This is a genomic window from Burkholderia sp. AU32262, assembly GCF_020419985.1.
GTDB classification, from domain to species: Bacteria; Pseudomonadota; Gammaproteobacteria; order Burkholderiales; family Burkholderiaceae; genus Burkholderia; species Burkholderia semiarida.
Genome location: NZ_JAIZRS010000005.1, coordinates 97,255 through 123,366 on the forward strand (window position 1 = coordinate 97,255; position 26,112 = coordinate 123,366).

Consider the following 26,112-nt stretch of genomic DNA (forward strand, 5'->3'; position numbering starts at 1 on the left):
GAGCCCTGCCCCGGCATCCTGCCCAGAGCGGCCCTGTCGCGCACTGCCGCACGGCGCGCGAATTCGCCCCCGTTTGCGCGCATGCTGCCGGCTTCGCCGCCGCGCAAACCTGCGCCAGCGCCGAGTTCATCCGGTCAGCGCGGGATTGTATAGCGTCCGGATGGGCAGCCCAAGACCCGCCTGCCCGCGCTCGTCAAAACGGCCCGCCGCACCGCACGATGGCGATGCGACGGGCCGTGCATAGGCGACAGCCGTCGAAGTGGAACGCGATCAGTACGTGATTTCGACGACGCTGCCGTCGAACGCCGCTCGCAACTCCGCCAGCAGCACGTCGCTCGGCTTCACGCGCCATGCGTCGCCCAGACGCATTTCGCCTTGCGCGCGCGCATTGCTGTAGTGAATCTGCACCGCCAGCCCGTTCGGCAGCGGCGCCTGCGGGCGGCGACCGCCATCGCGTCCGCCGCCGCGCGGCGCGGGCGCTTCGACCGCGTTCGCGGCGGCCGGCTCGTCCTTCGCCACATGCGGCTCGAGCACACGGCGCAGCGCGAGCGCGTCGGCGTTGCCGTTCATCGTCAGCCGCACGGCCTGCGCATAGCGGCTGCGTGCGCGTTCGAGATCCATCACGGTATCGGCCGTGAAGCGAATGCCGCCGGTGAACGCGTCGTTGCGCGCCTGCCCCTGCACGATCAGCAGCTCGTCCTCCTTGAACAATGCCTTGTTCGCCTCGAACTGTTCGTTGAAGATCGTGATCTCGCATTGGCCCGAGCCGTCGTCGAGCAGCGCGATCAGCATCTTGCCGCGCTGCGTCATCTGCGTGCGCAGCGACGCGATGATGCCGGCGACGAGCTTGTCACGCCCTTCCTTCAGGTCGCCGACCTTCTGCCGCACGAAGCGGCGCACTTCGTCGCGATACGCGTCGAACAGGTGGCCGGACAGGTAGAAGCCGAGCGCGCCCTTTTCTTCCTGTAGACGGCGCTTGTCGTCCCACGCGGGTTCGTCGACGAGCGCGTGCGCATGCGGCGACTCGGCGCCCATGTCAAACAGGCCGGCCTGCATCGCGTTCGCTTCGGCCTGGTCGGCCGCTTCCATCGCGAGCGGCACCGACGCGATCAACTGCGCACGGTTCGGGTTCAGCGAATCGAACGCGCCGGCGCGGATCAGCGCCTCGACCGTGCGGCGGTTGACGACGCGCCGGTCGATCCGCTCGCAGAAGTCGAACAGGTCGGTAAACGCCTTTTCCTCGCGGGCCCGCAGGATTTCCTCGATCGCGTTCTGGCCGCTGCCCTTCACCGCGCCGAGGCCGTAGCGGATCGTGCGCGAGCGCTTGCCGTCGGCTTCCGCGACCGGCTCGAAACGGTAATGCGATGCGTTGATGTCCGGCGGCAGCACGACGAGGTTGTTCAACACGCAATCGTCGAACAGGATCTTCACCTTGTCGGTGTCGTCCATCGCGAGCGTCATGTTGGCCGCCATGAATTCGGCCGGATGGTGCGCCTTCAGCCACGCGGTGTAATACGCGAGCAGCGCATACGCGGCCGCGTGCGACTTGTTGAAGCCGTAGCCCGCGAACTTCTCCATCAAGTCGAAGATCTCGTCGGACTTCTCGCGCGTGAGGCCGTTCTTCGCCGCACCCTCGGCGAAGATCTCGCGATGCTTGGCCATCTCCTCGGGCTTCTTCTTGCCCATCGCGCGACGCAGCAAGTCGGCGCCGCCGAGCGAGTAGCCGCCGATGATCTGCGCCATCTGCATCACCTGCTCCTGATAGACCATGATGCCGTAGGTCTCTTTCAGGACGGGTTCGACGCGCGGATCCGGATAGTCGACCTTCTCGCGCCCGTGCTTCCGTGCGCAGAAGCTCGGGATCAGGTCCATCGGGCCCGGACGGTACAACGACACGAGCGCGATGATGTCCTCGAAGCGGTCGGGCTGCGCATCCTTCAGCATGCCCTGCATCCCGCGGCTTTCCAGCTGGAACACCGCGACCGTGTTGGCCTTCTTCAGGATCTGGAACGAGGCCGGATCGTCGAGCGGCACCTGCGCGAGCGACCAGTCGGCCTTCGACGGATCGAGGCGGCGGATGTAGCGCTCGGCCCAGTCGAGGATCGTCAGCGTCGTGAGCCCCAGAAAGTCGAACTTCACGAGGCCGACGGCTTCGACGTCGTCCTTGTCGTACTGGCTGACCACGCCGCCGTCGTCGCCCTGCGTGTACAGCGGGCAGAAATCGGTCAGCTTGCCGGGCGCGATCAGCACGCCGCCCGCGTGCATCCCGACGTTACGCGTGAGGCCCTCGACGCGCTGCGCGAGATCGAGCAACTGATGGACTTCGTCCTCGTGGTCGTAGCGCTCCTGCAGTTGCGGCTCTTCCTTCATCGCGTCGGCAATCGTCACGTGCTTGCCGGGCTTGAACGGAATCAGCTTCGCGACACCGTCGGTGAACATGTAGCCGAGGTCGAGCACGCGGCCGATGTCGCGCACGGCCGCCTTCGCGGCCATCGTGCCGAACGTGGCGATCTGCGACACGGCGTCCGCGCCGTATTTCTCCTTCACGTACTGGATCACGCGATCGCGGCCGTGCTGGCAGAAGTCGATGTCGAAGTCGGGCATCGACACGCGCTCGGGGTTCAGGAAGCGCTCGAACAGCAGGTTGTAGCGCAGCGGATCGAGGTCGGTGATGCCGAGCGCGTACGCGACCAGCGAGCCGGCGCCCGAGCCGCGGCCCGGCCCGACCGGCACGCCGTTGTTCTTCGCCCAGTTGATGAAGTCCGCAACGATCAGGAAGTAGCCGGGGAAGCCCATCTTCGTGATGGTCCCGCACTCGAATTCGAGGCGCTTGTAGTACGTGTCGCGCTGCGCGTCGCGCTCGGCTTCGACCGGATACAACTGCGCGAGGCGGGTCTCGAGCCCTTCCTTCGACAGCTGGACCAGGTAGTCGTCGAGCGACATGCCGTCCGGCGTCGGGAACAGCGGCAGTTTCGGCTTGCCGAGCTCGAGCTTCAGGTTGCAGCGCTTCGCGATCTCGACCGTGTTCGCGATCGCCGACGGCAGGTCGGCGAACAGCGCGACCATGTCGTCCTGCGTGCGGAAATACTGGTCGGTCGTGAAACGCTTCTGCCGCCGCGGGTTCGCGAGGATGTCGCCTTCCGAGATGCACACGCGCGCCTCGTGCGCGGTGAAATCGTCGTCGGTCATGAACTGCGTCGGGTGCGTCGCGACGACCGGCAGCTTCAGCGACGCGGCGAGCGTCGCGGCCTGCTGGATGTACGCCTCGGCGCCCGGCTGGCCGTAACGCTGCAGCTCGATGTAGAAAGCGCCCGGGAATACGCTCGCCCAGCGCGCGGCGTGACGGCGCGCGGCTTCTTCGTTGCCGGCGGCCAGCGCGAGCCCGATATCGCCCTGCTGCGCGCCCGACAGCGCGAGCAGCCCCTGCGCGAGCTCGCCGTCGAGCCAGCTCGCGTCGAGTTCCGCGCGGCCGCGGTACTGGTTCGTGAGCCACGCCTTCGACAGCAGCTCGCAGAGATTCAGGTAACCGACCTTGTCCTTGACCAGCAGCAGCAGCCGCGACGGCTTGTCGCGGTCGTCCGGATTGGCGATCCAGACGTCGCAACCGGCGATCGGCTTGATGCCCTTGCCGCGGGCTTCCTGGTAGAAACGGACGAGGCCGAATGCATTGCCGAGATCGGTGAGGGCGAGCGCGCCCTGGCCGTCCGCGGCCGCCGCCTTGACGATGTCGTCAATGCGCACGATGCCGTCGGCAATCGAGAATTCGGAGTGAACGCGAAGATGGACGAAGCGAGGATCTGACATGGGCGCTATTGTAGCCGCCCCGCCGCGCGGGCTGCCCAAAAAATGCCCGCGTTGGCCGTTCGGCCGATGCACGCGGCGACGCGTCGCGCGGCTGGCCGTTCGGCCAGATACCGATGCCGGCGTCGTTTGCGGGATAATACGGTTTTTCGAATCAACGCCCCGGCTTCGCACCCTTTTTTGCGGGCCGCGTGCGGCCGTTTTCCCGTCGGACCATCATGACCATCGTCAACCTCGCCGCCTACCACTTCGTATCGCTCGACGCGAACGAGCAATGGCGCCCGCTCGTCACCGCGCGCTGCAACGAACTGGGCCTGCGCGGCACGATCCTGCTCGCGCCGGAAGGCATCAACCTGTTCATCGCCGGCACGCGCGAAGCCACCGACGCATTCATCGCATACATCCGCCACGATCCGCTGTTCGAAGGCAAGTTCGCGACGCTGCAGTTCAAGGAAAGCCTGTCCGACTCGCAGCCGTTTCGCCGCATGCTCGTGCGCCTGAAGCGCGAGATCATCACGATGAAGAAGCCCGCGATCAAGCCGGAACTCGGCCGCGCGCCGTTCGTCGACGCGCGCACGCTCAAGGCGTGGCTCGACCGCGGCCACGACGACACGGGGCGCCCGGTCGTGATGCTCGACACGCGCAACGCGTTCGAAGTCGACGTCGGCACGTTCGACAACGCGCTCGACTACCGGATCGACAAGTTCAGCGAATTCCCGGAAGTGATCGACGCGCACCGCGCCGACCTCGAAGGCAAGACGGTCGTGTCGTTCTGCACCGGCGGCATCCGCTGCGAGAAGGCCGCGATCCACATGAAGGAAATCGGCATCGAGAACGTGTACCAGCTCGAAGGCGGGATCCTGAAGTACTTCGAGGAAGTCGGCGGCGCGCACTATCACGGCGACTGCTTCGTGTTCGACTACCGCACCGCGCTGAATCCGCAGCTCCAGCCCACCGCGAACGTCACGTGCTTCGCGTGCCGCGCGGTCGTCACGCCGCAAGCGCAACAGTCGCCGAGCTACGTGCCGGGCAAGTCGTGCCCGGCCTGCGTGCAGGCAGCCAGCGCCGCGTAACGGCGCGCCTCGCCACGTCTCGTCGCGCCCCGCCGATGAATCACGGCTATCGCGGCCGCTTCGCGCCGTCGCCCACCGGCCCGCTGCACTTCGGCTCGCTGGTCGGCGCGCTCGCGAGCTGGCTCGACGCGCGCGCGCACGGCGGCACGTGGCTCGTGCGCATCGAGGATCTCGACGGCCCGCGCACGGTGCCCGGCGCGGCCGACGACATCCTCGCGACGCTCGCCCATTTCGGCATGACGCCCGACGCGCCGCCCGTCTGGCAGAGCACGCGCGATGCGGCCTACACGGCCGCGCTCGAGCGGCTCGTCGCGGCGGGGCTCGTCTATCCGTGCGGCTGCACGCGCAAGGAGATCGCCGATTCGCTGCGCGCGGCCCACGAACGCCACACGACGCTCGCCTATCCGGGCACCTGCCGCACCGGCCTGCACGGCAAGCCCGCGCGCGCATGGCGGCTGCGCGTGCCGGACGGCAGCGACGCGCTCGTCACGTTCGACGATCGCTGGCAGCACACGCAAGCGCAGAACCTCGCGACCGAAGTCGGCGATTTCGTGCTCAAACGCGCGGACGGCCAATGGGCGTATCAACTCGCGGTCGTCGTCGACGATGCCGATGCCGGTATCACGCATGTCGTGCGCGGCGCCGACCTGCTCGATTCGACCGCGCGCCAGATCTACCTGCAGCGCTGCCTCGGCGTGCCGACTCCCGCGTATCTGCACGTACCCGTCGTGGTCGATGCGAACGGCGAAAAGCTCAGCAAGCAGACGGGCGCGACGGCGCTCGAACGCAACGATCCGCTTCCGGCGCTGCGGGCCGCGGCCGCGCATCTCGGTTTGGCGGACGATGGCGATCTACCGGGCAATACGATGGCGTCCTTCTACGCGGCCGCGACCGATGCGTGGGCGCGTCGCTTCGGCCCGCGCGCGGGTTGAGTCGCCTGCGGGACACCGGCGCGTGCCCGACTACGCTCGCGCGTCAGTCGGCCTCTAATCCGATCGCGTGACGACGTGACGGAAGCATGACCGTCACGCCTGGCGACGACACGGCACCAAAAGATCCGCCCCGCGCGGCAAGCAATAGCCCCGCCTCGCACGCCACCCCGCCCCGATCGCGTCACCCAATGAAAAACGGGCACATGTTCGTCGCATGTGCCCGCTTGCCGGCAGCGCTCACGCGCCGCCCCCCGCCGCTCCGCCCGGCTTACGCCGACGGCTTGCGCGGCATCCCGAACCCGCCGAGCAGCGCGGCGACCTGCCGCTTCGGCCCTTTCTTCTCGGGCTGCTGCGCGGGCTGCGCGTCGTCGGGCTGCTTCGCCGACGCCTGCGGCTCGTACGGCTTCAGGAAGAAGTCGTCGACCGGCGCTTCGTGGCGGCGATGATGGCCGCCGCGCTCGGCGCTGCCCGACCGGCGAGCCGATGCGCCGCGATGCTCGTCGCGATCGCGCCGGCCGCCCCGCTCGCCACCGCGCTCGCTGTTGCGTTCACCACCGCGCTCGCCGCCACGATCGTCGTGACGATGGCGCGCCGGCTTGTCGAGCTTGAGCGTCTGCACTTCGAGCGGACGCTTGATCAGCTTCTCGATGTCGGCGAGCTGCTTGCGCTCGTTCGGGCTGCACAGCGACAGCGCATCGCCCGTCGCACCCGCGCGGCCGGTACGGCCGATCCGGTGCACGTAGTCTTCCGCGCTGAACGGCAGGTCGAAGTTGATCACGGCCGGCAGCTCGGCGATGTCGAGGCCGCGCGCGGCCACGTCGGTCGCGACCAGCGCCTCGATCTCGCCGCGCTTGAACGCGTCCAGCGCCTGCATCCGCTCGATCTGCGTCTTGTCGCCGTGAATCGCCGACGCGACCACGCCGTCGCGCTCGAGATTGCGCGCGAGGCGGCTCGCGCCGATCTTGCTGTTGCAGAACACGATCACCTGCTTGAGGCCGCGATCGCGCAGCAACTGCACGACGGCCGCCTGCTTGTCGCCTTCGGCGACGTCGTAGACGATCTGCGTGACGTTCGCGTTCGTCGAGTTGCTGCGCGCGACCTCGATCGTTTGCGGATTGCGCAGGTAGGTCGACGCGAGCTTCTTGATTTCGCCCGAGAAGGTGGCCGAGAACAGCAGCGTCTGACGCTCCTTCGGCAGCAGGTTCAGGATGCGCTGCAGATCGGGCAGGAAGCCCATGTCGAGCATCCGGTCGGCTTCGTCGAGCACGAGGATCTGCACCTGGCCGAGGTTCGCCGTCTTCTGCTGCACGTGATCGAGCAGGCGGCCCGGCGTCGCGATCAGGATCTCGACGCCGCGACGCAGTTCGGCCGATTGCGGGTTCATGTCGACGCCGCCGAACACCACCGCGCTGCGCAGCGGCGTGTGCTTCGCATACGCGTGCACGTTCGCGGCGACCTGGTCGGCGAGTTCGCGGGTTGGCGTGAGGATCAGCGCACGCACGGGGTGGCGCGCCGGCGACGCGCTCGTGTTGGCCTGCGGCAGCAGGCGCTGGATGATCGGCAGCGAGAAGCTCGCGGTCTTGCCGGTGCCCGTTTGCGCGGCGCCCATGACGTCGCGGCCGGCGAGCACGACCGGAATGGCCTGCGCCTGGATCGGCGTCGGCGTCGTATAACCCTGCTCCGCAATGGCTTTCAGGATATCGGCGGCAAGGCCGAATTGATCGAAGGTTGCGTCGACGGGCTTGGCGACAGAATCGGACATGGTGGCGTTTCGCTCAAAAGGCGCGGCGGGGACATCGTGCGTCAGGCCGGCCGGGCCTGCGCTCATCACAATTCGGAAATAGACGGAGCCGCGGCGCGCCGCGCGGCGCCGCTCTGGCGCTTGGGACCGGTTCAATGCGAACGCTGGACGCCAGGCCGTGCGGACTCCGTTCGGCGCGAATGCCGGCGGAAAGGGCCGTATTGTAGCACCGTGCGGGAATCTGTCCGCGACAACGCCGCGAACGGCCGCGGCGGCAGTTCGCGCGGCGGGACTGCCCCAGCCCGTGCGGGCGAACGGTCGCCCGCTCGGGTTATCCGTATCGGGCAGTAAACAAGAATGGGGGTTCGATGCCGAAGCCTCGTACCAGTCGGTCCGCCGCCCATCCGCGTACCGGGCCTTCAGCCTGACAGCCGTCACGACGCGCGAATACGCGAATGCGTGCCGCAACCGCGCCCGCCGCTCAGCCCTGCTTCTTTTTCTTCTCGACCTGCACGCAGTCGCCCAGCAGCGGCGGCGACTTCGGGTCGGCGATCTCGTCGCGCAGCGTCGCTTCCTTGCCCTTCGTCCACCACGTATAGCGGCCGGCCTGGTAGCGCGCGCCCGACGCCGACACCGTGTCGACGAACAGCAACCGCTTGCCGTCGACCGGCACGAGCGCGAAGCTCTGGCCGTTGCCCGCGAGCCAGTACGACACGCGCACCGGCTGCTTCTGGTTCGCGCACTGGTAGACGACCTGCTGGCGCGTGTCGGCGTCGATCTCTTCGATGGTCAATCGCGCGGCATGCGCGACGGAAACGGCACCGCCGGCAAGCGCAAGCGCGGCGAGGGTGTAGCGAATCATGCAGGTCCTCTCACGAGACGGTGGAAACGCGCCATCGCGGCGCGCGGGGTGATTGTCCATACGGTTGACGGGAAGGCACGTCGGCGGCCGAAATCAGGGATCGATCACATCCGCGCACGCATCGGTCGGCGCCGCGGCGACATGGCCGACGAGCGGCACGATCTTGAGGCCCGCCGACGCCACGCGGCACGGCGCGGCCGCCAGGCCGCAGCCGGCGAGACTCGCGACAAGCGCCAGCGCGGCGCCCAGCTTTCCGATACGCAACCACCTCGACGCCATCGTCCGCTCCTCGTTCCGTCAGCGCGCCGACACGGGCCGCACGGCCGCGGCAGCGCGCTTCGCGCGTTCGCGGGCTTCGTCGACGGTCGCGCCGGTCGCCAGCGCGACGCCCATGCGCCGCTTCGCGAAACTTTCCGGCTTGCCGAACAGGCGCAGGTCCGCGCCCGGCACCGCGAGCGCGTCGCGCACGCCTTCGAACGCGATCCCGCGCTCGTCGAGCCCGCCGTAGATCACCGCCGACGCAGCCGGCGTGCCGAGCGCCGGATCGACCGGCAGCCCGAGAATCGCCCGCGCGTGCAGCTCGAATTCCGACTGGCGCTGCGATGCCAGCGTGACGAGGCCCGTATCGTGCGGCCGCGGGCTCACCTCGGAGAACCAGACGTCGTCGCCGCGCACGAACAGCTCGACGCCGAACAGCCCGCGCCCGCCGAGCGCCTCGGTCACCTTGTGCGCGATCTCGCGCGACTTCTCGAGCGCCGCCGCGCTCATCGGCTGCGGCTGCCACGATTCGACATAGTCGCCCGCCACCTGGACGTGGCCGACCGGCTCGCAGAAATAGGTACGCGTGTCGAGCGTCGCGGGGTCGATCGCGCGCACGGTCAGCTGCGTGATCTCGTAGTCGAAATCGACGAAGCCCTCGACGATCACGCGGCCGTGGTTCACACGCCCGCCGGCCATCGCGTAGTCCCACGCCGGCTTCACGTCGGCCTCGGTCTTCACGACCGACTGCCCCTTGCCCGACGACGACATCACGGGCTTCACGACACACGGCATGCCGATCTTCGCGACGGCCGCGCTGAACGCTTCGAACGAATCCGCGAACGCATACGGGGAGGTCGGCAGGCCGAGTTCCTCGGCCGCGAGCCGGCGGATCCCTTCGCGATTCATCGTGAGCTGCGTCGCGCGCGCGGTCGGGATCACCTCGGCGAGGCCGGCCGCCTCGATCGCCGCGAGCGCGTCGGTGGCGATCGCCTCGATCTCGGGGACGATCAGGTGCGGACGCTCGGCCTCGACGACCGCCCGCAGCGCGGCCGGGTCCGTCATGTCGATCACGTGCGCGCGATGCGCGACCTGGTGGCCCGGTGCGTCCCGATAGCGATCGACCGCGACGACTTCGACGCCGAGACGCTGCAACGCGATGATGACTTCCTTGCCGAGTTCGCCCGCGCCGAGCAGCATGACGCGCGTGGCCGAGGGTGAAAGCGGCGTACCGAGCCGCTGACCGATCTGCATGTGATTTCCCGCTGGTTCTGTTGGAGGACGAAAACGGCTTCGATGTTAACACGGGCATCCGGGCCGGTTCGGGCGGTTTGGCCGCGCCGGCGCGTCGTCGTGCGAGGCCGGTGGGCGGCCCGCGAACGTTTTCACGCGCGAAGTGTCGGCTCGCCTGCCGCGGGGCGGGTGCGTTACTCTTACGCCTTGATCAGAATCCGAAGAGGAACGAGGCTCATGTCCCACCTGTCCGCGGCCGCACGCGCACGCACCGGCCTGTTTCGTCCGTTGCGCGCGCCGCTTTGCGCGCTGACGCTTGCCACGCTTCTCGCCGCCTGCGCGATGCCGACCCATCCCGATTCCGCCGCCCCCGAACCCGACCCGTACAACCCCGCCGCCGTCCAGTTGCTCGACGACACGAGCTGGGAGCTCACCCGCTGGGTGAACGCCGACGGCACGCAACGCGCGATCCCGCACGGCGACAACGGCGAGCCGATCAAGCTCGCGCTGTCGACCGATTCGGGCATCCGGCGCGCGAGCGGGTTCTCGGGCTGCAACCGCTACATGGGCACCTATGCGATCAAGAATGGCGTGCTGAGCTTCGGCCCGCTCGCCGGCACGCGAATGGCCTGCCCGAACACGCTCGGCGGCCAGCTCGAAGCCGCGTACCTCGACGCGCTCGCCCACATCGCGAAGACCGGCGTGCAGATGCGCGCGCCGCAGCAATTGCAGATCGTGACCGAGGCCGGCGCGACGCTGACGTTCACGCACCGGAGCCCCTGACGCCCGGCGCGCGCGAAGGCCGACCGACCGCCTTCGCGTGGCGCGCCACGCGCATGTGCCACCCACGTGCGTCGCGCGGCGTGAATCGGAATCACGCCGCGTTAGAGTCTTGTTCGCCGGCCGGTTAAACTCGGCGGGTCGCGCCCCGCGCGCCCCTCCCCACTCCTGTTTCAAAGCATGCACACGGTTGTCTTCGGCTGGTTCGGCATCTCCGCCGTCTGGTTCCTCCTTCTCTTCTGGCGTCTCGTCCAGGCGATGCTGCCCGGCGGCGGCGGGCTCGCCGGCCGCGGCTCGATTCGCCTGTGGCTCGGCTTCGCCGCGGTATTCGTCGCCAGCTGCACGCTGACGAGCCCGCTGTCCGGCCCCGACACGAACGCGCTCGGCCATGCGTTCTCGACCGGCTTCGCCCGCGTGCTCGGCCCGATCGGCACGCCGGTCGCGATGGTCGTGCTGTTGTTCGCCGGCTTGCCCTGGCTGACCGGCATCGGCTGGCGGCAGTTCGCCGCGTGGGTCGACACGTCGTTCGGCGTCAAGCTGTCGCGCGACGGCGGCGACGACGACGCGCGCGGGATCGCCGATCTGCCGCGCAGTGCGCTGCATCGCGACGACGACGTCGTGCAGCCGACCACCGCGCACACCGTGAACTCGATGGCGCCGCGCCAGAACGGCCGGTATTCGCGCCCGACCGTGTGGAAGCCCGATCCGCAGGCGCGACCGAAGCCGCGCAGCAAGACGCCGCCGCGCCCGCTTGCGGAGCCCGTCGCGCCGTCGGGCTGGCTGAAGCCCGCCGCGCCGCAACGCACACCGGCGCCGCCCGCGCCGATCCCGGCCAGCGCGATGCCGCCGCCGACCACCGGCAGCACCGCCAGCCTCGCGCGCGCCGCGGCGAACGCGCAAGTGCCGCGCCCCGCGCCCGCTCCGCTTCCGGCGAGATTCGAACCCGTCCGGCCGCGTCCGACCGCCGCGCGGCCGGCCACCGCCGCGCTCACGCAGACTACGCCGCGCGCCACGGTCGCGCCGCGACCGGCCAGTACGCAACCGCAGCGTCCGCCGGTGCGTCCGGCCGCCGGCACGGCGGCAGCCGGCCTGCCGCCGGACGCGACACGACGCCGCCCGGCGCCGCCTGCGCCGGCACGCGCGCCGCTCTATGCGTGGACGGAAAAACCGGCCGCGCCGATCACGCCTGCGCCGAGCGTTCACGACACGCTGCGCGCGATCGAAGCCAGCACCGCGCAATGGGCGACGCTGGGCGGCGCGCAGCCGGCCGACGCGACGCACGCGGCAACCGCTACCGCAGCCGCTGCTGGCGTAGCCGCGGCAGCAGGTGGCGTGGCCGCGCCGGCAGCGGCGGCTGTGTCGGACGCGTTCGTCTCCGCGACGCACGGCATCGCAGCGCAGGACATCCCTGTCCCGGCCGAACACCAAGCCGCACCTGCGCATGACGACACCGCGCCGATCGTGCTCGACGCCTTCATGCCGGCGGAATCCGGCATGACACAGGCTCCGGTCGGCGATTCGCCCACCCCGTCGTTCGATGACACCACCCCGCACGCGCTGCCGGATACCCGCGTCGACGATCGCGTGTTTTCGCCTCGTGCCGACGACGAGATCCCTCCCGTCGACGATGCGCCCGCCGCGCCGGCATTCGGGATCGCCGCCGCGCCTTCGTTCGACACGCCCGTCGACGTCGCGCCGTGGGAAGACGTCGCCAGCCCGCCGGCTTCCGCCTTCGACGTGTCGACCGGGAATCCGGTCGCCGAACCGCTGGCGGACACCGCGGGATCGGAATCCGCCGATCCCGCCTCCGCGCAGGCAGACGATACGGCGGTTCGCGACCCGGCCACCCGCCATCCGGCCGGATCGCCCGATACCGACGACAAGGACGACACGCAACCGGCGCCTGTCATCGATCGCGCCGCACCGGCCCACGTGCCTGAACGTGCCGCCGATGCGCACGCCGACGTGAAGCCCGCCGACGGTACCGTCCCGTTCGCCGCCCTGCCCTCTTCGTCGATCGCCGGAACGTCGGCGCCCGTGCTTTCCGCAACCACGCCGATCGCGGCGCCGTCTTCCGCGCCCGCATCGACGCGTCCAGCCGACACGACGACCACCTCGACCGGTACGACGACGTCCGCTCCATCCGGCTCATCCGGCTCACCCGGCGCAGCCGCTCCGCAGCCGGCCATCGCCCTTCCCGCGTCGCCGGCCGTTTCCGCCACGACGTCGCCATCCTTCAGCGCGATCGCGCCGACAGCCGCGCTCGCCGCCACGCCGGCTCACCCGGTCACGGGCTTGCCTGCCGCCGCAACCGGACCGCTGATGTCGATCGATGCGCCCACCGCGACGCAGGCCCCGTCGATCGCGTTCGTCCCTGCCACGGTCGCAACGCGGACGTTCACGACACCGCCCGCCGCTGCCGCCACGTCGTCGGGCTGGTCCATGTCGCACGACGTGACCGAGGCGCCGATCACGGCACCGCCGGCTACGGCCCTCCCCGGCGCGAACCTCCCGCATCCGCCTGCGGCCGTCGTTGCCGCGCCGACACCGCCCACTGTCGCACCGATCGGCGCACCGGCCACCCAGGCGATCGAGGCCACCGAACCGGCCCCGGCCCCCGCCCGTCAGCCGCGCCCGAACGCGTTCGAATTCCACGCACCTGCGTCGTTCAACGTCGAACTGCCGACGCTCGACCTGCTCGAGCCTGCGTCCGACGACGTCGAAACGATCACCGAGGAACACCTTGCGCAAACCGCGCAGGTGATCGAACAGCGACTGCAGGAATTCAAGGTGCCGGTGACGGTGGTCGGCGCATCGGCCGGCCCCGTGATCACGCGCTTCGAGATCGAACCCGCGCTCGGCGTGCGCGGCAGCCAGATCGTCGGGCTGATGAAGGACCTGTCGCGCGGCCTCGGCCTCACGTCGATCCGCGTCGTCGAGACGATCCCCGGCAAGACCTGCATGGGCCTCGAACTGCCGAACGCGAAGCGCCAGATGATTCGCCTGTCGGAGATTCTCGAATCGCGCCAGTACCAGCATTCGCCGTCGCAACTGACGATCGCGATGGGCAAGGACATCACCGGCCACCCGGTCGTCACCGATCTCGCGAAGGCGCCGCACATGCTGGTGGCCGGCACGACGGGTTCGGGCAAGTCGGTCGCGATCAACGCGATGATCCTGTCGCTGCTGTACAAGGCGACGCCGGAAGACGTGCGGCTCATCATGATCGACCCGAAGATGCTCGAACTGTCGGTCTACGAAGGCATCCCGCACCTGCTCGCGCCGGTCGTCACCGACATGAAGCTCGCGGCGAACGCGCTGAACTGGTGCGTCGGCGAAATGGAGAAACGCTACCGGCTGATGTCGGCCGTCGGCGTGCGCAACCTCGCGGGCTTCAACCAGAAGATCCGCGACGCGCAAGCGAAGGAAAAGAAGATCGGCAACCCGTTCTCGCTGACGCCCGACGATCCGGAGCCGCTGTCGACGCTGCCGCTGATCGTCGTCGTGATCGACGAACTGGCCGACCTGATGATGGTCGCCGGCAAGAAGATCGAGGAACTGATCGCCCGCCTCGCGCAGAAGGCGCGCGCGGCCGGCATCCACCTGATCCTCGCGACGCAGCGTCCGTCGGTCGACGTGATCACCGGCCTCATCAAGGCGAACATCCCGACGCGCGTCGCGTTCCAGGTATCGTCGAAGATCGATTCGCGCACGATCCTCGACCAGATGGGCGCGGAGTCGCTGCTGGGGATGGGCGACATGCTGTTCCTGCCGCCGGGCACCGGTTATCCGCAGCGCGTGCACGGCGCGTTCGTCGCCGACGAGGAAGTGCACCGGATCGTCGAGTATCTGAAGCAGTTCGGCGAGCCGCAGTACGAGGAAGGCATCCTCGACGGCCCGGCCGCCGACGGCGCGACGCAGGACCTGTTCGGCGACGCGCCGGATGCGGAAGCCGATCCGCTGTACGACGAAGCCGTCGCGTTCGTCGTGCGCACGCGGCGCGCGTCGATCTCGTCGGTGCAGCGGCAATTGCGCATCGGCTACAACCGCGCGGCGCGCCTCGTCGAGCAGATGGAAACGGCGGGCCTCGTATCGGCGATGGGCATCAACGGCAGCCGCGAGGTGCTCGTGCCGGCCGCGGCCGACTGAGGCCGGCGGCCCGCCCGTCGCGATTCATCGACACGGGCACGCCGCGCGACCGGCTGCCCGAAATACGAAGGGCGCTGCATCGGCAGCGCCCTTCCTGCATCGACCGGGAATCGGCCGCGCTTTACTGCTCGACCGGCACCAGCTTGAAGTCGACCGGCTTGCCGACCGCGACCTTCTGCGGATTCGCGCCGAGCTGCCCCGTTTCGACATCGCGGCTGAACACGTAGAACGTGTCGCTGTCCTGGTTGCCGACGATCAGCCACTTGCCGGTCGGATCGATCAGGAACTCGCGCGGCGTCTTGCCGAGGCTCGACTGGCGGCCGACGTGCTTGAGCCGGCCGTCGGCCTTGTTCACCGCGTAGATCACGAGGTCGTTCGCGTCGCCGCGGTTGCTCACGTACAGGAAGCGCCCGTCCGGCGACAGGTGGATCGCGCCGCCGCCGACCTTGCCCTTGAAGCCCGGCGCCGTCATGGGCACCGTCTGGACCGGCGTCAGCTTGCCGTCGTGATAGCCGAACACCTCGACCGACGCGTTGAGCTCGCTCGTCACGTACGCGAAGCGGCCGTCGGCGCCGAACACCATGTGACGCGGGCCCGAGCCGGCCTTCACCGGCGTGTAGCGCGTGTCGGTCGGGCTGATCAGCCCGCGGCTGCCGTCCACCGTGTAGCGGTAGCCGTAGATCTTGTCCGCGCCGAGATCCTGCACGAACAGGTAGCGGCCGTCCGGCGAAAACACCGTCGAATGCACGTGCGCGCCGTCCTGGCGGCCCTTCACGGGCCCGGTGCCTTCGTGGTGGACGGTCAGCACGGCCTGGCCGGCCGCGCCGTCGTCGCGCAGCGGAAACACCGCGAAGCTGCCGCCCGGGTCGGCCGCGACCGAGTAGTTGGCGGTGACGAGGTACTTGCCGTCCGGCGACAGCGCGAGATAGCAAGGATCGTTCCCTTCAGACGATACGCGGTCGATGAAGCTGAGCGCACCCGTCTTCGCGTCGAAGCGGAACGCGCTGACGCCGCCGCGCTGCGTCGCGGGCCCGTCGTCGCCGGGCAGCTCGTTGACCGCGTAGACGGTGCGACCGTCGCGGCTCGGCAACAGATACGACGGATTCACGGTCTTCGCCGACGACACCGGCGCGACGCTGCCCGTCCTGGTGTCGAAGCGGTAAACGTAGATCCCGTCGCTGCCGCCTGCCGTATAGGTGCCGACGAGCAGGTTGTAGACGCCGTCGGCCGGGGCGGACGATTGCTGCGCGAATGCATGGGTCGCGGACAGGGAAAGCACGATCGCGAAACCTTTCATCCAGTGAGCGAACCTAAGCGGGAACCCTCGTGTCGAAGCGCGTGCGTCACGCTCCCGTAAACGGTTGGGCATTGAATCCTCCTTGCATCGAGTCGCTTCAAGTGTTGAGATAGGACGAAACGCCGGCCGTTCATGCGCTCCGCCGCCGGGCCGAGTATACGGGGCGCGGCGCCCGGGCGTGAAGTCCGGGCCGCCGACGTCCGCATTGTGAATTCGAATACCCAAGGATCGCCTGCCCATGCCCGCCCTGATCGAAGACTACGCCCTCGTCGGCGACGGCCACACGGCCGCGCTGATCGCAAAAGACGGCTCCGTCGACTGGCTGTGCTGGCCCCGCTTCGATTCGGGCGCCTGCTTCGCGGCGCTGCTCGGCACGCCCGAGCACGGCCGCTGGCTGCTTGCTCCGGCCGCCGACGCCGCGATCACGCACACGACGCGCCGCTACCGCGGCGACACGCTGATTCTCGAAACCGATTACGAAAGCGCCGACGGCGCCGTCACCGTGATCGACTTCATGCCGCCCGGCAACGGCTGGTCCGAACTGGTGCGGATCGTCGTCGGCCGCCACGGCACGATGAAGATGCGCATGGAGCTCGTGTTGCGCTTCGACTACGGTTTCTCGATTCCGTGGGTGACGCAACTGACCCGCGAGGACGGCATGAAGGCCATCGCCGGCCCCGATACCGTCGTGCTGCGCACGCCGGTGCCGCTCACCGGCAAGAACCTCCATACGCTCGCGGAATTCACGGTCCGCGCCGACGAGCGCGTGCCGTTCTCGCTCGGCTACGCGGCGTCGCACATGCGGCTGCCGCCCGCGCGCGACCCGCTGTCGATGCTCGCGCGCACGGAGAACTACTGGCTCGAATGGTCGGGCCGCTGCCAGGTGCAGGGCCGCTACGCGGCCGCCGTGCGCCGCTCGCTGATCACGCTGAAGGCGCTCGCGTACGAGCCGACCGGCGGCATCGTCGCCGCGCCGACCACGTCGCTGCCCGAGAAGATCGGCGGCAACCGCAACTGGGACTACCGCTACCGCTGGCTGCGCGACGCGACGATCACGCTGCTCGCGCTGATGCGCGGCGGCTACTACGACGAGGCGCGCGCATGGCGCACGTGGCTCGGCCGCGTGATGGCCGGCTCACCCGAGCAGATCCAGATCATGTACGGGATCGCCGGCGAGCGCCGGCTGCCGGAAATGGAGCTCGACTGGCTGCCCGGCTACCAGGATTCGCTGCCGGTACGCGTCGGCAACGGCGCCGCGAACCAGCTCCAGCTCGACGTGTTCGGCGAGGTGATGGCCGCGCTGCACCTCGCGCGCGTGGGCGGCCTGCAGGCCGACGATACGGTCTGGTCCGTGCAGTGCGCGCTGCTCGACCATCTCGAGAAGATCTGGCAGGAGCCCGACGAAGGGATCTGGGAAACGCGCGGCGGCCGCCGCCATTTCACGTTCTCGAAGGTGATGGCGTGGGTCGCGTTCGACCGCGCGATCAAGTCGGCGGAAATGTTCCGGCTGCCCGGCTCGCTCGACCGCTGGCGCGCGCTGCGCGAGCGCATCCACGCGGACGTCTGCGCGAACGCCTGGCACGAAGGCAAGCAGGCGTTCGCGCAGAGCTACGGCAGCGACGAGCTCGACGCGAGCGTGCTGCTGCTGCCGCAGCTCGGCTTCCTGCCGCCGGAAGATCCGCGCATCGTCGGCACGGTCGATGCGATCGAACGGGAATTGCTGCACGACGGGCTCGTGATGCGCTACCGCACGACCGAATACGACGACGGCCTGCCGCCCGGCGAAGGCACGTTTCTCGCGTGCAGCTTCTGGCTGGTCGACAGCTACGCGCTGCTCGGCCGGATCGACGACGCGCATCGGCTATTCAGCCGGCTGCTCGCGCTGTCGAACGACCTCGGGCTGCTCGCGGAGGAATACGACCCGGTGGCCGGCCGGCTCGTCGGCAACTTCCCGCAGGCGTTCTCGCACGTGGCGCTCGTGCATACCGCGATGAACCTGATGCACCACGAAGACGCGATGGCGCGCGCGGCCGGCCAGCCGGCGCCGGCCGTGGCCACCGGCCGCTGAGCGGCGGTCGGGAAGCCTTGTTCAGAGATCGTCAATTCGCAAAGCTTTGATGAAAATCCGAGGGAATGTTGCATTGCAACACCGATCGTTGTCCGATATGATCGACACGATTGTCCGGCTGCATTGCAACATGGCCGGTCGCTGACCCACACGGCACGCCGCGACGCCCCACGCCGCCCTTGCGCACCGTCCCCCACGCGGGAGTAGTCTGCATGCTTTACCAATTGCACGAATTCCAGCGGGCCATGCTGAGCCCGCTCACGGCCTGGGCTCAGGCCGCGTCGAAGTCGTTCGCGAATCCGTCGAGCCCGTTCTCGCTGATGCCCGGCGCACCGCGGATGGCGGCCGCCTATGAGCTGATGTATCGGCTCGGCAAGGACTACGAAAAGCCGGAATTCAACATTCACCAGATCGTCAAGGACGGCCACAACATCCCGATCGTCGAGCAGACGATCATCGAGAAGCCGTTCTGCCGGTTGTTGCGCTTCAAGCGCTATTCGGACGACGCCGACGCCGTCACGCAACTGAAGGACGAACCGGTCGTGCTGGTCTGCGCGCCGCTGTCGGGCCACCACTCGACGCTGCTACGCGACACGGTGCGCACGCTGCTGCAGGATCACAAGGTCTACATCACCGACTGGATCGACGCGCGGATGGTGCCGGTCGAGGTCGGCCCGTTCCACCTGCACGACTACATCGCGTACATCCAGGAATTCATCCGTCACATCGGCGCGCGCAACCTGCACGTGATCTCGGTATGCCAGCCGACGGTGCCGGTGCTCGCGGCGATTTCGCTGATGGCGAGCCGCGGCGAGGACACGCCGCTCACGATGACGATGATGGGCGGCCCGATCGACGCGCGCCGCAGCCCCACTTCCGTGAACTCGCTCGCGACGCAGCACTCGACCTCGTGGTTCGAGAACAACGTGATCCACACGGTGCCCGCGAACTATCCGGGCGAAGGCCGCCAGGTCTATCCGGGCTTCCTTCAGCACACGGGCTTCGTCGCGATGAACCCGGAGCGGCACGCGCAATCGCATTGGGATTTCTACCAGAGCCTGCTGCGCGGCGACGAGGACGACGCCGAAGCGCACCGCCGCTTCTACGACGAGTACAACGCGGTGCTCGACATGGCCGCCGAGTATTACCTCGAGACGATCCGCGTCGTGTTCCAGGAATTCCGGCTCGCGGAAGGCACGTGGGACGTCGAGGGCGAGCGCGTGCGGCCGCAGGACATCAAGCACACCGCACTGATGACGATCGAGGGCGAACTCGACGACATCTCGGGCAGCGGCCAGACGCACGTCGCGCACGAGCTGTGCACGGGCATCCCGCAAGACGATCGCCGCAGCCTGACCGCCGAGAAGTGCGGCCACTACGGGATCTTCTCGGGCCGCCGCTGGCGCACGATCATCTATCCGCAACTGCGCGACTTCATTCGCGAGCATGCGCCGGAGCCGAAGAACGGCGCGGCGAAGTTGCCGGTCGATGCGCAGGATGCGACCGCGATCGGCGTCGTGCCGGCCGCCAAGCCGGAGCCGGAACCGGAAACGGCGGTGCGCGCCACCGCCGCCAAACGCACGCGCGGCACGCGCGCGAAGGCGCCGGCCGTGACGGTCGCGCCCGCCGCCAAGGCCGCGCCGGCCGCGAAGCGCGCGGCAGGCAGCCCGCGCACCAAAGCCATGCGAGCCCGCAAGGCCGCCTGACACACCGCTCCGACGCAAAAACGCCGCCGTAGCTTGCGCACGGCGGCGTTTTCTTATCCGGGCGCGGCCGCGAACCAGCGGCGCACCGGCTCCTCCATGCGTCGCGTCAGCGCCGCAGCAGATACGCGAGCAGCACCTCGGTGTTCATCCGGACCATCTCCGCGCGCTCGTCGGTATCGGTGAAGTCGCGGCCGAGCGTCGCGGCGAGCGTGAAGCGGTTCGACACGATGTAGTAGCCGAGCCCCGACAGCGTCACGTAGAAGCGCAGCGGATCGACGTCGCTGCGGAACAGCCCGGCCTTCTGGCCGCGCATCAGCACGTTGCCGAGCTTCGCGACGATCGGCGACATCATCTCGCGGATCCGCGTCGACTTGTGCAGATAGCGCGCTTCGTGCAGGTTCTCGTTGTTGATGAGCCTCAGCAGCTCCGGATGGTCGCGGTAGTAATCCCACACGAAATGCGCGAGCCGCGTGACGGCTTCGACCGGCGCGACGCCATCGAGATCCAGCACGCGCTCGGCCTCCGTCAGCGCGGAGAACGCGTGTTCGAGCACGGCGGTGAAGAGCTGCTCCTTGCTGCCGAAGTAGTAATAGAGCATGCGCTCGTTCGTTTCGGCCCGGCGCGCGATCTGATCGACGCGCGCGCCGAACAGCCCTCCATTCGCGAACTCTTCGGCAGCCGCCATCAGGATGCGGCGGCGCGTACCTTCAGGATCTCTTTTGATTTTTGGCTGATTCATGGTGGCGTTTTGCTATGTGAGCCGCTTGATCCGGACCGGCACCCCCACCGCCTCGGCGCCGGCCGCCCTGGAACGGGCGCGCCGCGGGCGGCCACCCTCCTGCTGAGCCCCTGCAAAAAAGCGGTTCGATTATGCGCATAGACGGCGTCCAGCGCAATGCGGGAAATCGGCGATAATCGAGCTTTGGCAAACCTTTCCGGCCGCGCCCGACGCGGCCGAGAGCCATTCGGCGCCGCGGCGCCCGTTGTCAGCCTGTTGTCACCGTGACCGATTCCAAAACACTCGCGGATCGCATCGAAGATCTGCTTCCCCAGACGCAATGCACGAAGTGCGGCTATAACGGCTGCCGTCCGTACGCCGAGGCGATCGCCGCCGGCGACGCGAACTACAACCAGTGCCCGCCCGGCGGCGCCGAGGGCATCGCGCGCCTCGCGCGCCTGCTCGGCAAGCCGGTGATTCCGCTGAACCCCGTGAACGGCAGCGAACATCCGCGCGCGGTCGCGTTCATCGACGAAAACCTGTGCATCGGCTGCACGCTGTGCATGCAGGCGTGCCCGGTCGACGCGATCGTCGGTGCGCCGAAGCAGATGCACACGATCGTCGCGTCGCTGTGCACGGGTTGCGACCTGTGCGTGCCGCCGTGCCCGGTCGACTGCATCGCGATGCTGCCGGTGACCGGCGATCGCACGGGCTGGGATGCGTGGTCGCAGGAGCAGGCCGACGCCGCGCGCGAGCGCCACGATCTGCGGCTCGCGCGCCAGCGTCGCGAGCGCGAGGCCGCCGAAGCGCGCGCCGCGGCTCGCCGCGCCGCGAGTACCGCGAAGCCGGCCGCGGAACCCTCCGCCGTGCAGCCAGGCGCGCCGGCCGCCGCGCCGGCCGACGACGCCGAAGCGAAGAAACGCGCGATCATCGCCGCCGCACTCGAACGCGCGCGCAAGAAGAAGGAAGAACTGTCCGGGCAAGGCGCCGGGCCGAAGAACACCGAAGGCGTGAGCGCGGCCGTCCAGGCGCAGATCGACGCGGCCGAGGCCCGCCGCAAGCGGCTCGCCGAACAGCAGGCACAGCGCGACGCCGATGCCGCGTCGGGCGGCGGCGACCACGACAACGACGCAGGCAACGACGATCCGGACGGCCCGTCCACGCCGCCCGACCAGAACGCTCCATGAACGCCAGCAAACGACGCGCGATCTACGAAACGCTGCAGAGCCTCAATCCGCATCCGACCACCGAGCTCGAATACTCGACGCCGTTCGAACTGCTGATCGCCGTGATGCTGTCCGCGCAGGCGACCGACGTGTCGGTCAACAAGGCGATGCGGAAAATGTTTCCGGTCGCGAATACCCCGCGACAAATCGTCGCGCTTGGCGAGGAAGGCGTCACCGAGTACATCAAGACGATCGGCCTCTATCGCACCAAGGCGAAGAACGTCGTCGCGACGTGCCGGATCCTGCTCGAGCGCTACGACGGCGAGGTGCCGGCCGATCGCGAGGCGCTCGAAGGCTTGCCGGGCGTCGGCCGCAAGACCGCGAACGTCGTGCTGAACACCGCGTTCGGCCAGCCGACGATCGCGGTCGATACGCATATCTTCCGCGTCGCGAATCGCACCGGGCTCGCGCCGGGCAAGGACGTGCGGGCCGTCGAAGCCGCGCTCGAGAAGTTCACGCCGAAGGAATTCCTGCAGGATGCGCATCACTGGCTGATCCTGCACGGGCGCTACGTGTGCAAGGCCCGCCGGCCCGAATGCTGGCACTGCGCGATCGAACCGCTGTGCGAATTCCGGCCGAAGACGCCACCGCCCAACGAGTGAGCATCAGCCGCGGCTGACGTATCGACGCGCCGCGCCGGCCGCCCGGGCCACGCGCGACAACCGGCCGGCGTCGCCGCGGCGCCGGCGGCGTGCCCCCCTTCCCGACTACGCGTTGGACGTCGCCGTCGCGTCGTCGGCGGCCGCGCCGCCCGCGCGCACGAGCGCCAGCACGGCCGCCAGGATCGCGACACCGCCGGCCCACTGCAGCGGCGACAACGCTTCCCCGAACAGCAGCGCCGCGAGCGCGACCGTCACGACCGGTTCGAGCGTCGACAGCATCGACGTGCGCGCGGCCCCGAGCCGCTCGAGCCCGGCGAAGAACGCGAGCATGGCCGCCACCGTCGACACCAGCGCGATCGCGAGCATCGATGCCCAGCCGCCGGCCGTCGCGGGCCACCGCGGCGGCGCGCCGAACGCCGCCGTTCGCACGACGGCGATCGCGACGAGCGTCGCGGTGGCCGACAGGCAGATGATCGCGGTGGTCGCGAGCGGATCGACGCCGCGCGTCGCCTTCGTGCCGCCGACGATGTACAGCGAGTAGATCACCGCGGCGGCCAGCGCGAGCGCGATCCCGAGGGGCTCGCCGTGCCCGCCGCCGACCATCAGCGCCGAACCCGCGACGCACAGCACCAGCGCGACGGCCTTCGCGCGCGTCAGCCGCTCGCCGAGCCACCACGCGGCCAGCAGCGTGACGAACGCCGGATACAGGTACAGCAGCAGCGCGACGAGGCTCGCCTGCGCGTGCTGCAGCGCGCTGAAATAGCAGAACGACTGCCCGACGTAGCCGAGCGCGCCCATCGCGACGAGCGGCACGAGCGCGCGGCCGCGCGGCCATGCGACGCCGCGCTGCCGCGCGATGGCGGCGAGCACCGCGCCGCCGATCGCGAAGCGCACGATCAGCAGCCCGAGCACGTCGACGCCGGCCGCGTACGCATAGCGGCCGAAAATCGCCATCGCGCCGAACGCGGCGGCGGACAACGCGACGTAGAGCGCGCCCTGCAGGGCGGCGGACGATGAGCGGACGGTGGCGGTCATGGTCAAAGCGGGCGAGCAAGGCGCCGTGACGGGAATCGTCGGAGTGTAGCGGCGCGGCGGCGGCGAGCCTAGCCCGCGCTTACCCGTTGCGCGACGGGCGGCCGCAACGACCCGCGCCGTGCCGCCCGCCTCCAGCCGCCCGAGGCCACCGCCAGCGCCGTCCGCCGCGCCGGCGTACAATGCCCGACGCGGCATGACGCCGCCCGAATCACGACGTTTTCCCACCATGTTCAATCCAAGCCGCGACGACGTGCGTCGCTTTTTCACCGAGACCTGGCGCAAACAGCGCGCGGGCGAGATCCTGACGCCGCTGGAAGCGATCGCAGCCGACTGGATCGTCGAGCATCCCGAATACCACGACGAACTGGCCGACGCCGACGGCGCGGCGGCGCGCAACTACACGCCCGAGGAAGGCCGCACGAACCCGTTCCTGCACCTGTCGATGCACCTCGCGATCAGCGAGCAGTTGTCGATCGACCAGCCGCCCGGCATCCGCGCCGCGCACGACAAGCTGGCCGCGAAGCTCGACTCGACCCACGATGCGCAGCACGCGATCATGGAATGCCTCGGCGAGACGATCTGGGAGGCGCAGCGCACGAACACGCCGCCCGATACCGACGCGTACCTGCAGCGCATCCTGCGCCGCGCGTCGCGCGACTGAGTGCGCCGGCCGGCACCCCGGCCCGCGCCGGCGGCCCCGTGAAGCGGGCAAAAAAATACCCCGCCGAGGCGGGGCATGCTTGCTGCGCGAGCCCGTGAGGCCCGTCGCGCTTACTTCTTGAATACGAGGTCGGTTTCCTTCAGCGACTCGATGTAGGCCGCGATGTCCTTCATGTCGCTGACCGACAGGTTCTGGACCTGCGCCTGCATGATCGCGTTGTTGCGACCGAGCAGCGGGTTCGTCAGCCCCATCTGGTACTGGCGCATCGACCACACGAGATAATCGGCGTGCTGGCCGGCGAGGCGCGGATATTCGGCGTTGATCGGCTTGTTCAGCTGCGCGCCGTGGCAGGCCGCGCAGTTGTGCGATTCGACCAGTTCCTTGCCCTTCGAGATGTCCGCGGCGTGCGCGGTACCGATCGCGAGGCCGGCCGCCAGTGCAACCGCCGCCGTCTTGAATGCGTTGTTCATGAATGCTCCTGTCCCGCCGGAGAGATCGGCGGCGCGCGCTTTACTTGTAGGGGTTGTCCTTCGTGTCGGCCTTCTGGGCGGCGTAGTACGCCGACAGATCCGCGATGTCCTGGTCGGTCAGCGAGCCGGCGATCGCATTCATCGACGGGAAGTGACGATCCTTCTTGCGGTAGGCCTTCAGCGCGTTCTCGAGGTATTGCTGGTTCTGGCCGCCGAGGACAGGCACCCGGTAGACCTCCGGGTACGCCGCGCGGTAGTCCTGGATGCCGTGGCAACCGATGCACATGGCGGCCTTGCTCGCCCCGTCCTTCGGGTTGCCGACCACACCGGCCGCCTGCGCGCTGCCCGCGAGCGCCACGAGCGCTGCGACAACGACGTGTTTGCCGACGAATTTGTTCATAGCTCTTGTAACCTAGCTTGAGGGGAAACTGGCGCCGAAGCGGCAACGGCCCGCGCCGTTTTGCTTGTCGGTCGCCACGCAGGCCAAAAAAAACGGCCAGATTGTACCGCGTCGGCGGGGAACGCGTCCATACGGGCACCCCGGTGGGCCCCGCCACAGCCCCGCAACGATACGCGGGCGCGGCCCGCCCGCACAGCCCTTCTGACTTATACTGGGTTTTTTTCCCGATGAAGAAGAGCGCCGCCATGCGTTTCGAAGGGTCCTCGCACTACGTCGCCACCGACGATCTGAAGCTCGCGGTCAATGCCGCGCTGACGCTGCAACGCCCGCTGCTGATCAAGGGCGAGCCCGGCACCGGCAAGACCATGCTCGCCGAGGAAGTGGCCGCCGCGCTCGACATGCCGCTGTTGCAGTGGCACATCAAGTCGACCACCAAGGCGCAGCAGGGCCTGTACGAATACGACGCCGTATCGCGGCTGCGCGATTCGCAGCTCGGCGACGCGCGCGTGAAGGACATCGCGAACTACATCGTCAAGGGCGTGCTGTGGCAGGCGTTCGACGCCGAGCGCCCGAGCGTGCTGCTGATCGACGAAATCGACAAGGCCGACATCGAATTCCCGAACGACCTGCTGCGCGAGCTCGACCGGATGGAATTCCACGTGTACGAGACGCGCGAGACGGTCCGCGCGAAGCACCGCCCGCTCGTCATCATCACGTCGAACAACGAGAAGGAGCTGCCCGACGCGTTCCTGCGCCGCTGCTTCTTTCACTACATCCAGTTTCCGGACCCGTCGACGATGCAGAAGATCGTCGCGGTGCACTTCCCGAACATCCGCGAGGAACTGCTGCGCGCGGCGCTCGAGAGCTTCTTCGAGTTGCGCGGCGTGTCGGGCCTAAAGAAGAAGCCGTCGACGTCCGAGCTGCTCGACTGGCTGAAGCTGCTGCTCGCCGAGAACATCCCGGCCGACGCGCTGCGCGGCGCGGACGCGAAGCAGATCGTGCCGCCGCTCGCGGGCGCGCTGCTGAAGAACGAGCAGGATCTGAGCCTGCTCGAACGGCTCGTCTACATGAACCGGCACAACCGGTAATCCCCCTCACCC

General features: G+C 68.9%; 20 protein-coding genes. 10 read left to right on the forward strand and 10 right to left on the reverse strand.

Annotation, left to right across the window (positions count from 1 at the left end; genetic code table 11):
* Positions 1-270: 270 nt before the first annotated feature.
* The gene (gene dnaE / locus LGN10_RS07335; RefSeq protein ID WP_059583697.1) at positions 271-3,804 is read right to left on the reverse strand and encodes a DNA polymerase III subunit alpha; all 3,534 of its coding nucleotides are present in this window, start codon (positions 3,802-3,804) and stop codon (positions 271-273) included.
* 215 nt (positions 3,805-4,019) lie between these two features.
* Here dnaE and LGN10_RS07340 point away from each other — a divergent pair, with 215 nt between their 5' ends.
* Both LGN10_RS07340 and gluQRS read left to right on the forward strand, forming a co-directional pair.
* Positions 4,020-4,874 (forward strand): sulfurtransferase, encoded by an 855-nt coding sequence (locus LGN10_RS07340; protein ID WP_089465023.1) that lies wholly within the window; start codon positions 4,020-4,022, stop codon positions 4,872-4,874.
* Positions 4,875-4,909: 35 nt separating this feature from the next.
* Positions 4,910-5,806 carry a tRNA glutamyl-Q(34) synthetase GluQRS gene (gluQRS, locus tag LGN10_RS07345; RefSeq protein ID WP_059646495.1) on the forward strand — a complete coding sequence of 299 codons (897 nt, stop codon included), beginning with the start codon at positions 4,910-4,912 and terminating at the stop codon, positions 5,804-5,806.
* Between the two features lie 268 nt (positions 5,807-6,074).
* Here the strand turns inward: gluQRS and LGN10_RS07350 are convergent, their stop codons facing one another.
* The 4 genes from LGN10_RS07350 to purT form a co-directional block, all read right to left on the reverse strand.
* Positions 6,075-7,634: a DEAD/DEAH box helicase gene (locus tag LGN10_RS07350; RefSeq protein WP_124862987.1), complete on the reverse strand. Its 1,560-nt coding sequence runs from the start codon at positions 7,632-7,634 to the stop codon at positions 6,075-6,077.
* Positions 7,635-8,028: 394 nt separating this feature from the next.
* Entirely contained in the window at positions 8,029-8,409 is a 381-nt protein-coding gene (locus tag LGN10_RS07355; RefSeq protein ID WP_060010282.1) for an MliC family protein, read from the reverse strand.
* 93 nt (positions 8,410-8,502) lie between these two features.
* The gene (locus LGN10_RS07360; protein WP_006497052.1) at positions 8,503-8,688 is read right to left on the reverse strand and encodes a DUF6726 family protein; all 186 of its coding nucleotides are present in this window, start codon (positions 8,686-8,688) and stop codon (positions 8,503-8,505) included.
* 18 nt (positions 8,689-8,706) lie between these two features.
* Entirely contained in the window at positions 8,707-9,921 is a 1,215-nt protein-coding gene (purT, locus tag LGN10_RS07365) for a formate-dependent phosphoribosylglycinamide formyltransferase (protein WP_059583706.1), read from the reverse strand.
* Between the two features lie 216 nt (positions 9,922-10,137).
* Here purT and LGN10_RS07370 point away from each other — a divergent pair, with 216 nt between their 5' ends.
* Positions 10,138-10,683 (forward strand): META domain-containing protein, encoded by a 546-nt coding sequence (locus tag LGN10_RS07370; RefSeq protein ID WP_059646481.1) that lies wholly within the window; start codon positions 10,138-10,140, stop codon positions 10,681-10,683.
* Between the two features lie 177 nt (positions 10,684-10,860).
* Positions 10,861-14,829: a DNA translocase FtsK gene (locus LGN10_RS07375; RefSeq protein WP_226222512.1), complete on the forward strand. Its 3,969-nt coding sequence runs from the start codon at positions 10,861-10,863 to the stop codon at positions 14,827-14,829.
* A gap of 121 nt (positions 14,830-14,950) precedes the next feature.
* On the opposite strand, the gene LGN10_RS07380 is transcribed toward LGN10_RS07375, so the two are convergent.
* Positions 14,951-16,198, reverse strand: coding sequence for a lactonase family protein (locus LGN10_RS07380; protein ID WP_226222514.1), 1,248 nt, complete (start codon positions 16,196-16,198; stop codon positions 14,951-14,953).
* A gap of 166 nt (positions 16,199-16,364) precedes the next feature.
* Here LGN10_RS07380 and LGN10_RS07385 point away from each other — a divergent pair, with 166 nt between their 5' ends.
* Together LGN10_RS07385 and LGN10_RS07390 are read left to right on the forward strand one after the other, a co-directional pair.
* Positions 16,365-18,194, forward strand: coding sequence for a glycoside hydrolase family 15 protein (locus LGN10_RS07385; protein WP_226222516.1), 1,830 nt, complete (start codon positions 16,365-16,367; stop codon positions 18,192-18,194).
* A gap of 212 nt (positions 18,195-18,406) precedes the next feature.
* Positions 18,407-19,900 (forward strand): polyhydroxyalkanoate depolymerase, encoded by a 1,494-nt coding sequence (locus LGN10_RS07390; protein WP_059583714.1) that lies wholly within the window; start codon positions 18,407-18,409, stop codon positions 19,898-19,900.
* A gap of 106 nt (positions 19,901-20,006) precedes the next feature.
* On the opposite strand, the gene LGN10_RS07395 is transcribed toward LGN10_RS07390, so the two are convergent.
* Positions 20,007-20,639: a TetR family transcriptional regulator gene (locus LGN10_RS07395; RefSeq protein WP_059583716.1), complete on the reverse strand. Its 633-nt coding sequence runs from the start codon at positions 20,637-20,639 to the stop codon at positions 20,007-20,009.
* A 263-nt stretch (positions 20,640-20,902) separates the two neighbouring features.
* On the opposite strand from LGN10_RS07395, the gene rsxB reads away from it, so the two are divergent.
* Positions 20,903-21,805: an electron transport complex subunit RsxB gene (gene rsxB, locus LGN10_RS07400; RefSeq protein WP_059646465.1), complete on the forward strand. Its 903-nt coding sequence runs from the start codon at positions 20,903-20,905 to the stop codon at positions 21,803-21,805.
* On the forward strand, positions 21,802-22,446 hold the full coding sequence (nth, locus tag LGN10_RS07405) for an endonuclease III (RefSeq protein ID WP_006478196.1): 645 nt from the start codon (positions 21,802-21,804) through the stop codon (positions 22,444-22,446). Before rsxB ends, nth begins: the two co-directional genes overlap by 4 nt.
* A gap of 105 nt (positions 22,447-22,551) precedes the next feature.
* Here the strand turns inward: nth and LGN10_RS07410 are convergent, their stop codons facing one another.
* A complete protein-coding gene (locus LGN10_RS07410) occupies positions 22,552-23,481 on the reverse strand; it encodes a DMT family transporter (RefSeq protein WP_060311989.1) in 930 nt (309 codons plus the stop codon).
* Between the two features lie 193 nt (positions 23,482-23,674).
* Here LGN10_RS07410 and LGN10_RS07415 point away from each other — a divergent pair, with 193 nt between their 5' ends.
* A complete protein-coding gene (locus tag LGN10_RS07415) occupies positions 23,675-24,142 on the forward strand; it encodes a DUF1841 family protein (RefSeq protein ID WP_371090871.1) in 468 nt (155 codons plus the stop codon).
* Positions 24,143-24,252: 110 nt separating this feature from the next.
* Here LGN10_RS07415 and LGN10_RS07420 read toward each other — a convergent pair whose 3' ends face one another.
* A complete protein-coding gene (locus tag LGN10_RS07420; protein WP_034190735.1) occupies positions 24,253-24,612 on the reverse strand; it encodes a c-type cytochrome in 360 nt (119 codons plus the stop codon).
* Positions 24,613-24,652: 40 nt separating this feature from the next.
* Positions 24,653-25,012: a c-type cytochrome gene (locus LGN10_RS07425; RefSeq protein WP_006478192.1), complete on the reverse strand. Its 360-nt coding sequence runs from the start codon at positions 25,010-25,012 to the stop codon at positions 24,653-24,655.
* A gap of 245 nt (positions 25,013-25,257) precedes the next feature.
* Between LGN10_RS07425 and LGN10_RS07430 the strand changes: the two genes are divergently transcribed.
* Positions 25,258-26,100, forward strand: coding sequence for an AAA family ATPase (locus tag LGN10_RS07430; protein ID WP_059646686.1), 843 nt, complete (start codon positions 25,258-25,260; stop codon positions 26,098-26,100).
* Positions 26,101-26,112 lie beyond the last annotated feature (12 nt).

Coding starts and splice junctions, on each gene's coding strand:
- dnaE (WP_059583697.1), bottom strand. CDS start 3,804: ATGTCAGATCCTCGCTTCGTCCATCTTCGCGTTCACTCCGAATTCTCG.
- LGN10_RS07340 (WP_089465023.1), top strand. CDS start 4,020: ATGACCATCGTCAACCTCGCCGCCTACCACTTCGTATCGCTCGACGCG.
- gluQRS (WP_059646495.1), top strand. CDS start 4,910: ATGAATCACGGCTATCGCGGCCGCTTCGCGCCGTCGCCCACCGGCCCG.
- LGN10_RS07350 (WP_124862987.1), bottom strand. CDS start 7,634: ATGAGCGCAGGCCCGGCCGGCCTGACGCACGATGTCCCCGCCGCGCCT.
- LGN10_RS07355 (WP_060010282.1), bottom strand. CDS start 8,409: ATGATTCGCTACACCCTCGCCGCGCTTGCGCTTGCCGGCGGTGCCGTT.
- LGN10_RS07360 (WP_006497052.1), bottom strand. CDS start 8,688: ATGGCGTCGAGGTGGTTGCGTATCGGAAAGCTGGGCGCCGCGCTGGCG.
- purT (WP_059583706.1), bottom strand. CDS start 9,921: ATGCAGATCGGTCAGCGGCTCGGTACGCCGCTTTCACCCTCGGCCACG.
- LGN10_RS07370 (WP_059646481.1), top strand. CDS start 10,138: ATGTCCCACCTGTCCGCGGCCGCACGCGCACGCACCGGCCTGTTTCGT.
- LGN10_RS07375 (WP_226222512.1), top strand. CDS start 10,861: ATGCACACGGTTGTCTTCGGCTGGTTCGGCATCTCCGCCGTCTGGTTC.
- LGN10_RS07380 (WP_226222514.1), bottom strand. CDS start 16,198: ATGCCCAACCGTTTACGGGAGCGTGACGCACGCGCTTCGACACGAGGG.
- LGN10_RS07385 (WP_226222516.1), top strand. CDS start 16,365: ATGCCCGCCCTGATCGAAGACTACGCCCTCGTCGGCGACGGCCACACG.
- LGN10_RS07390 (WP_059583714.1), top strand. CDS start 18,407: ATGCTTTACCAATTGCACGAATTCCAGCGGGCCATGCTGAGCCCGCTC.
- LGN10_RS07395 (WP_059583716.1), bottom strand. CDS start 20,639: ATGAATCAGCCAAAAATCAAAAGAGATCCTGAAGGTACGCGCCGCCGC.
- nth (WP_006478196.1), top strand. CDS start 21,802: ATGAACGCCAGCAAACGACGCGCGATCTACGAAACGCTGCAGAGCCTC.
- LGN10_RS07410 (WP_060311989.1), bottom strand. CDS start 23,481: ATGACCGCCACCGTCCGCTCATCGTCCGCCGCCCTGCAGGGCGCGCTC.
- LGN10_RS07415 (WP_371090871.1), top strand. CDS start 23,675: ATGACGCCGCCCGAATCACGACGTTTTCCCACCATGTTCAATCCAAGC.
- LGN10_RS07420 (WP_034190735.1), bottom strand. CDS start 24,612: ATGAACAACGCATTCAAGACGGCGGCGGTTGCACTGGCGGCCGGCCTC.
- LGN10_RS07425 (WP_006478192.1), bottom strand. CDS start 25,012: ATGAACAAATTCGTCGGCAAACACGTCGTTGTCGCAGCGCTCGTGGCG.
- LGN10_RS07430 (WP_059646686.1), top strand. CDS start 25,258: ATGCGTTTCGAAGGGTCCTCGCACTACGTCGCCACCGACGATCTGAAG.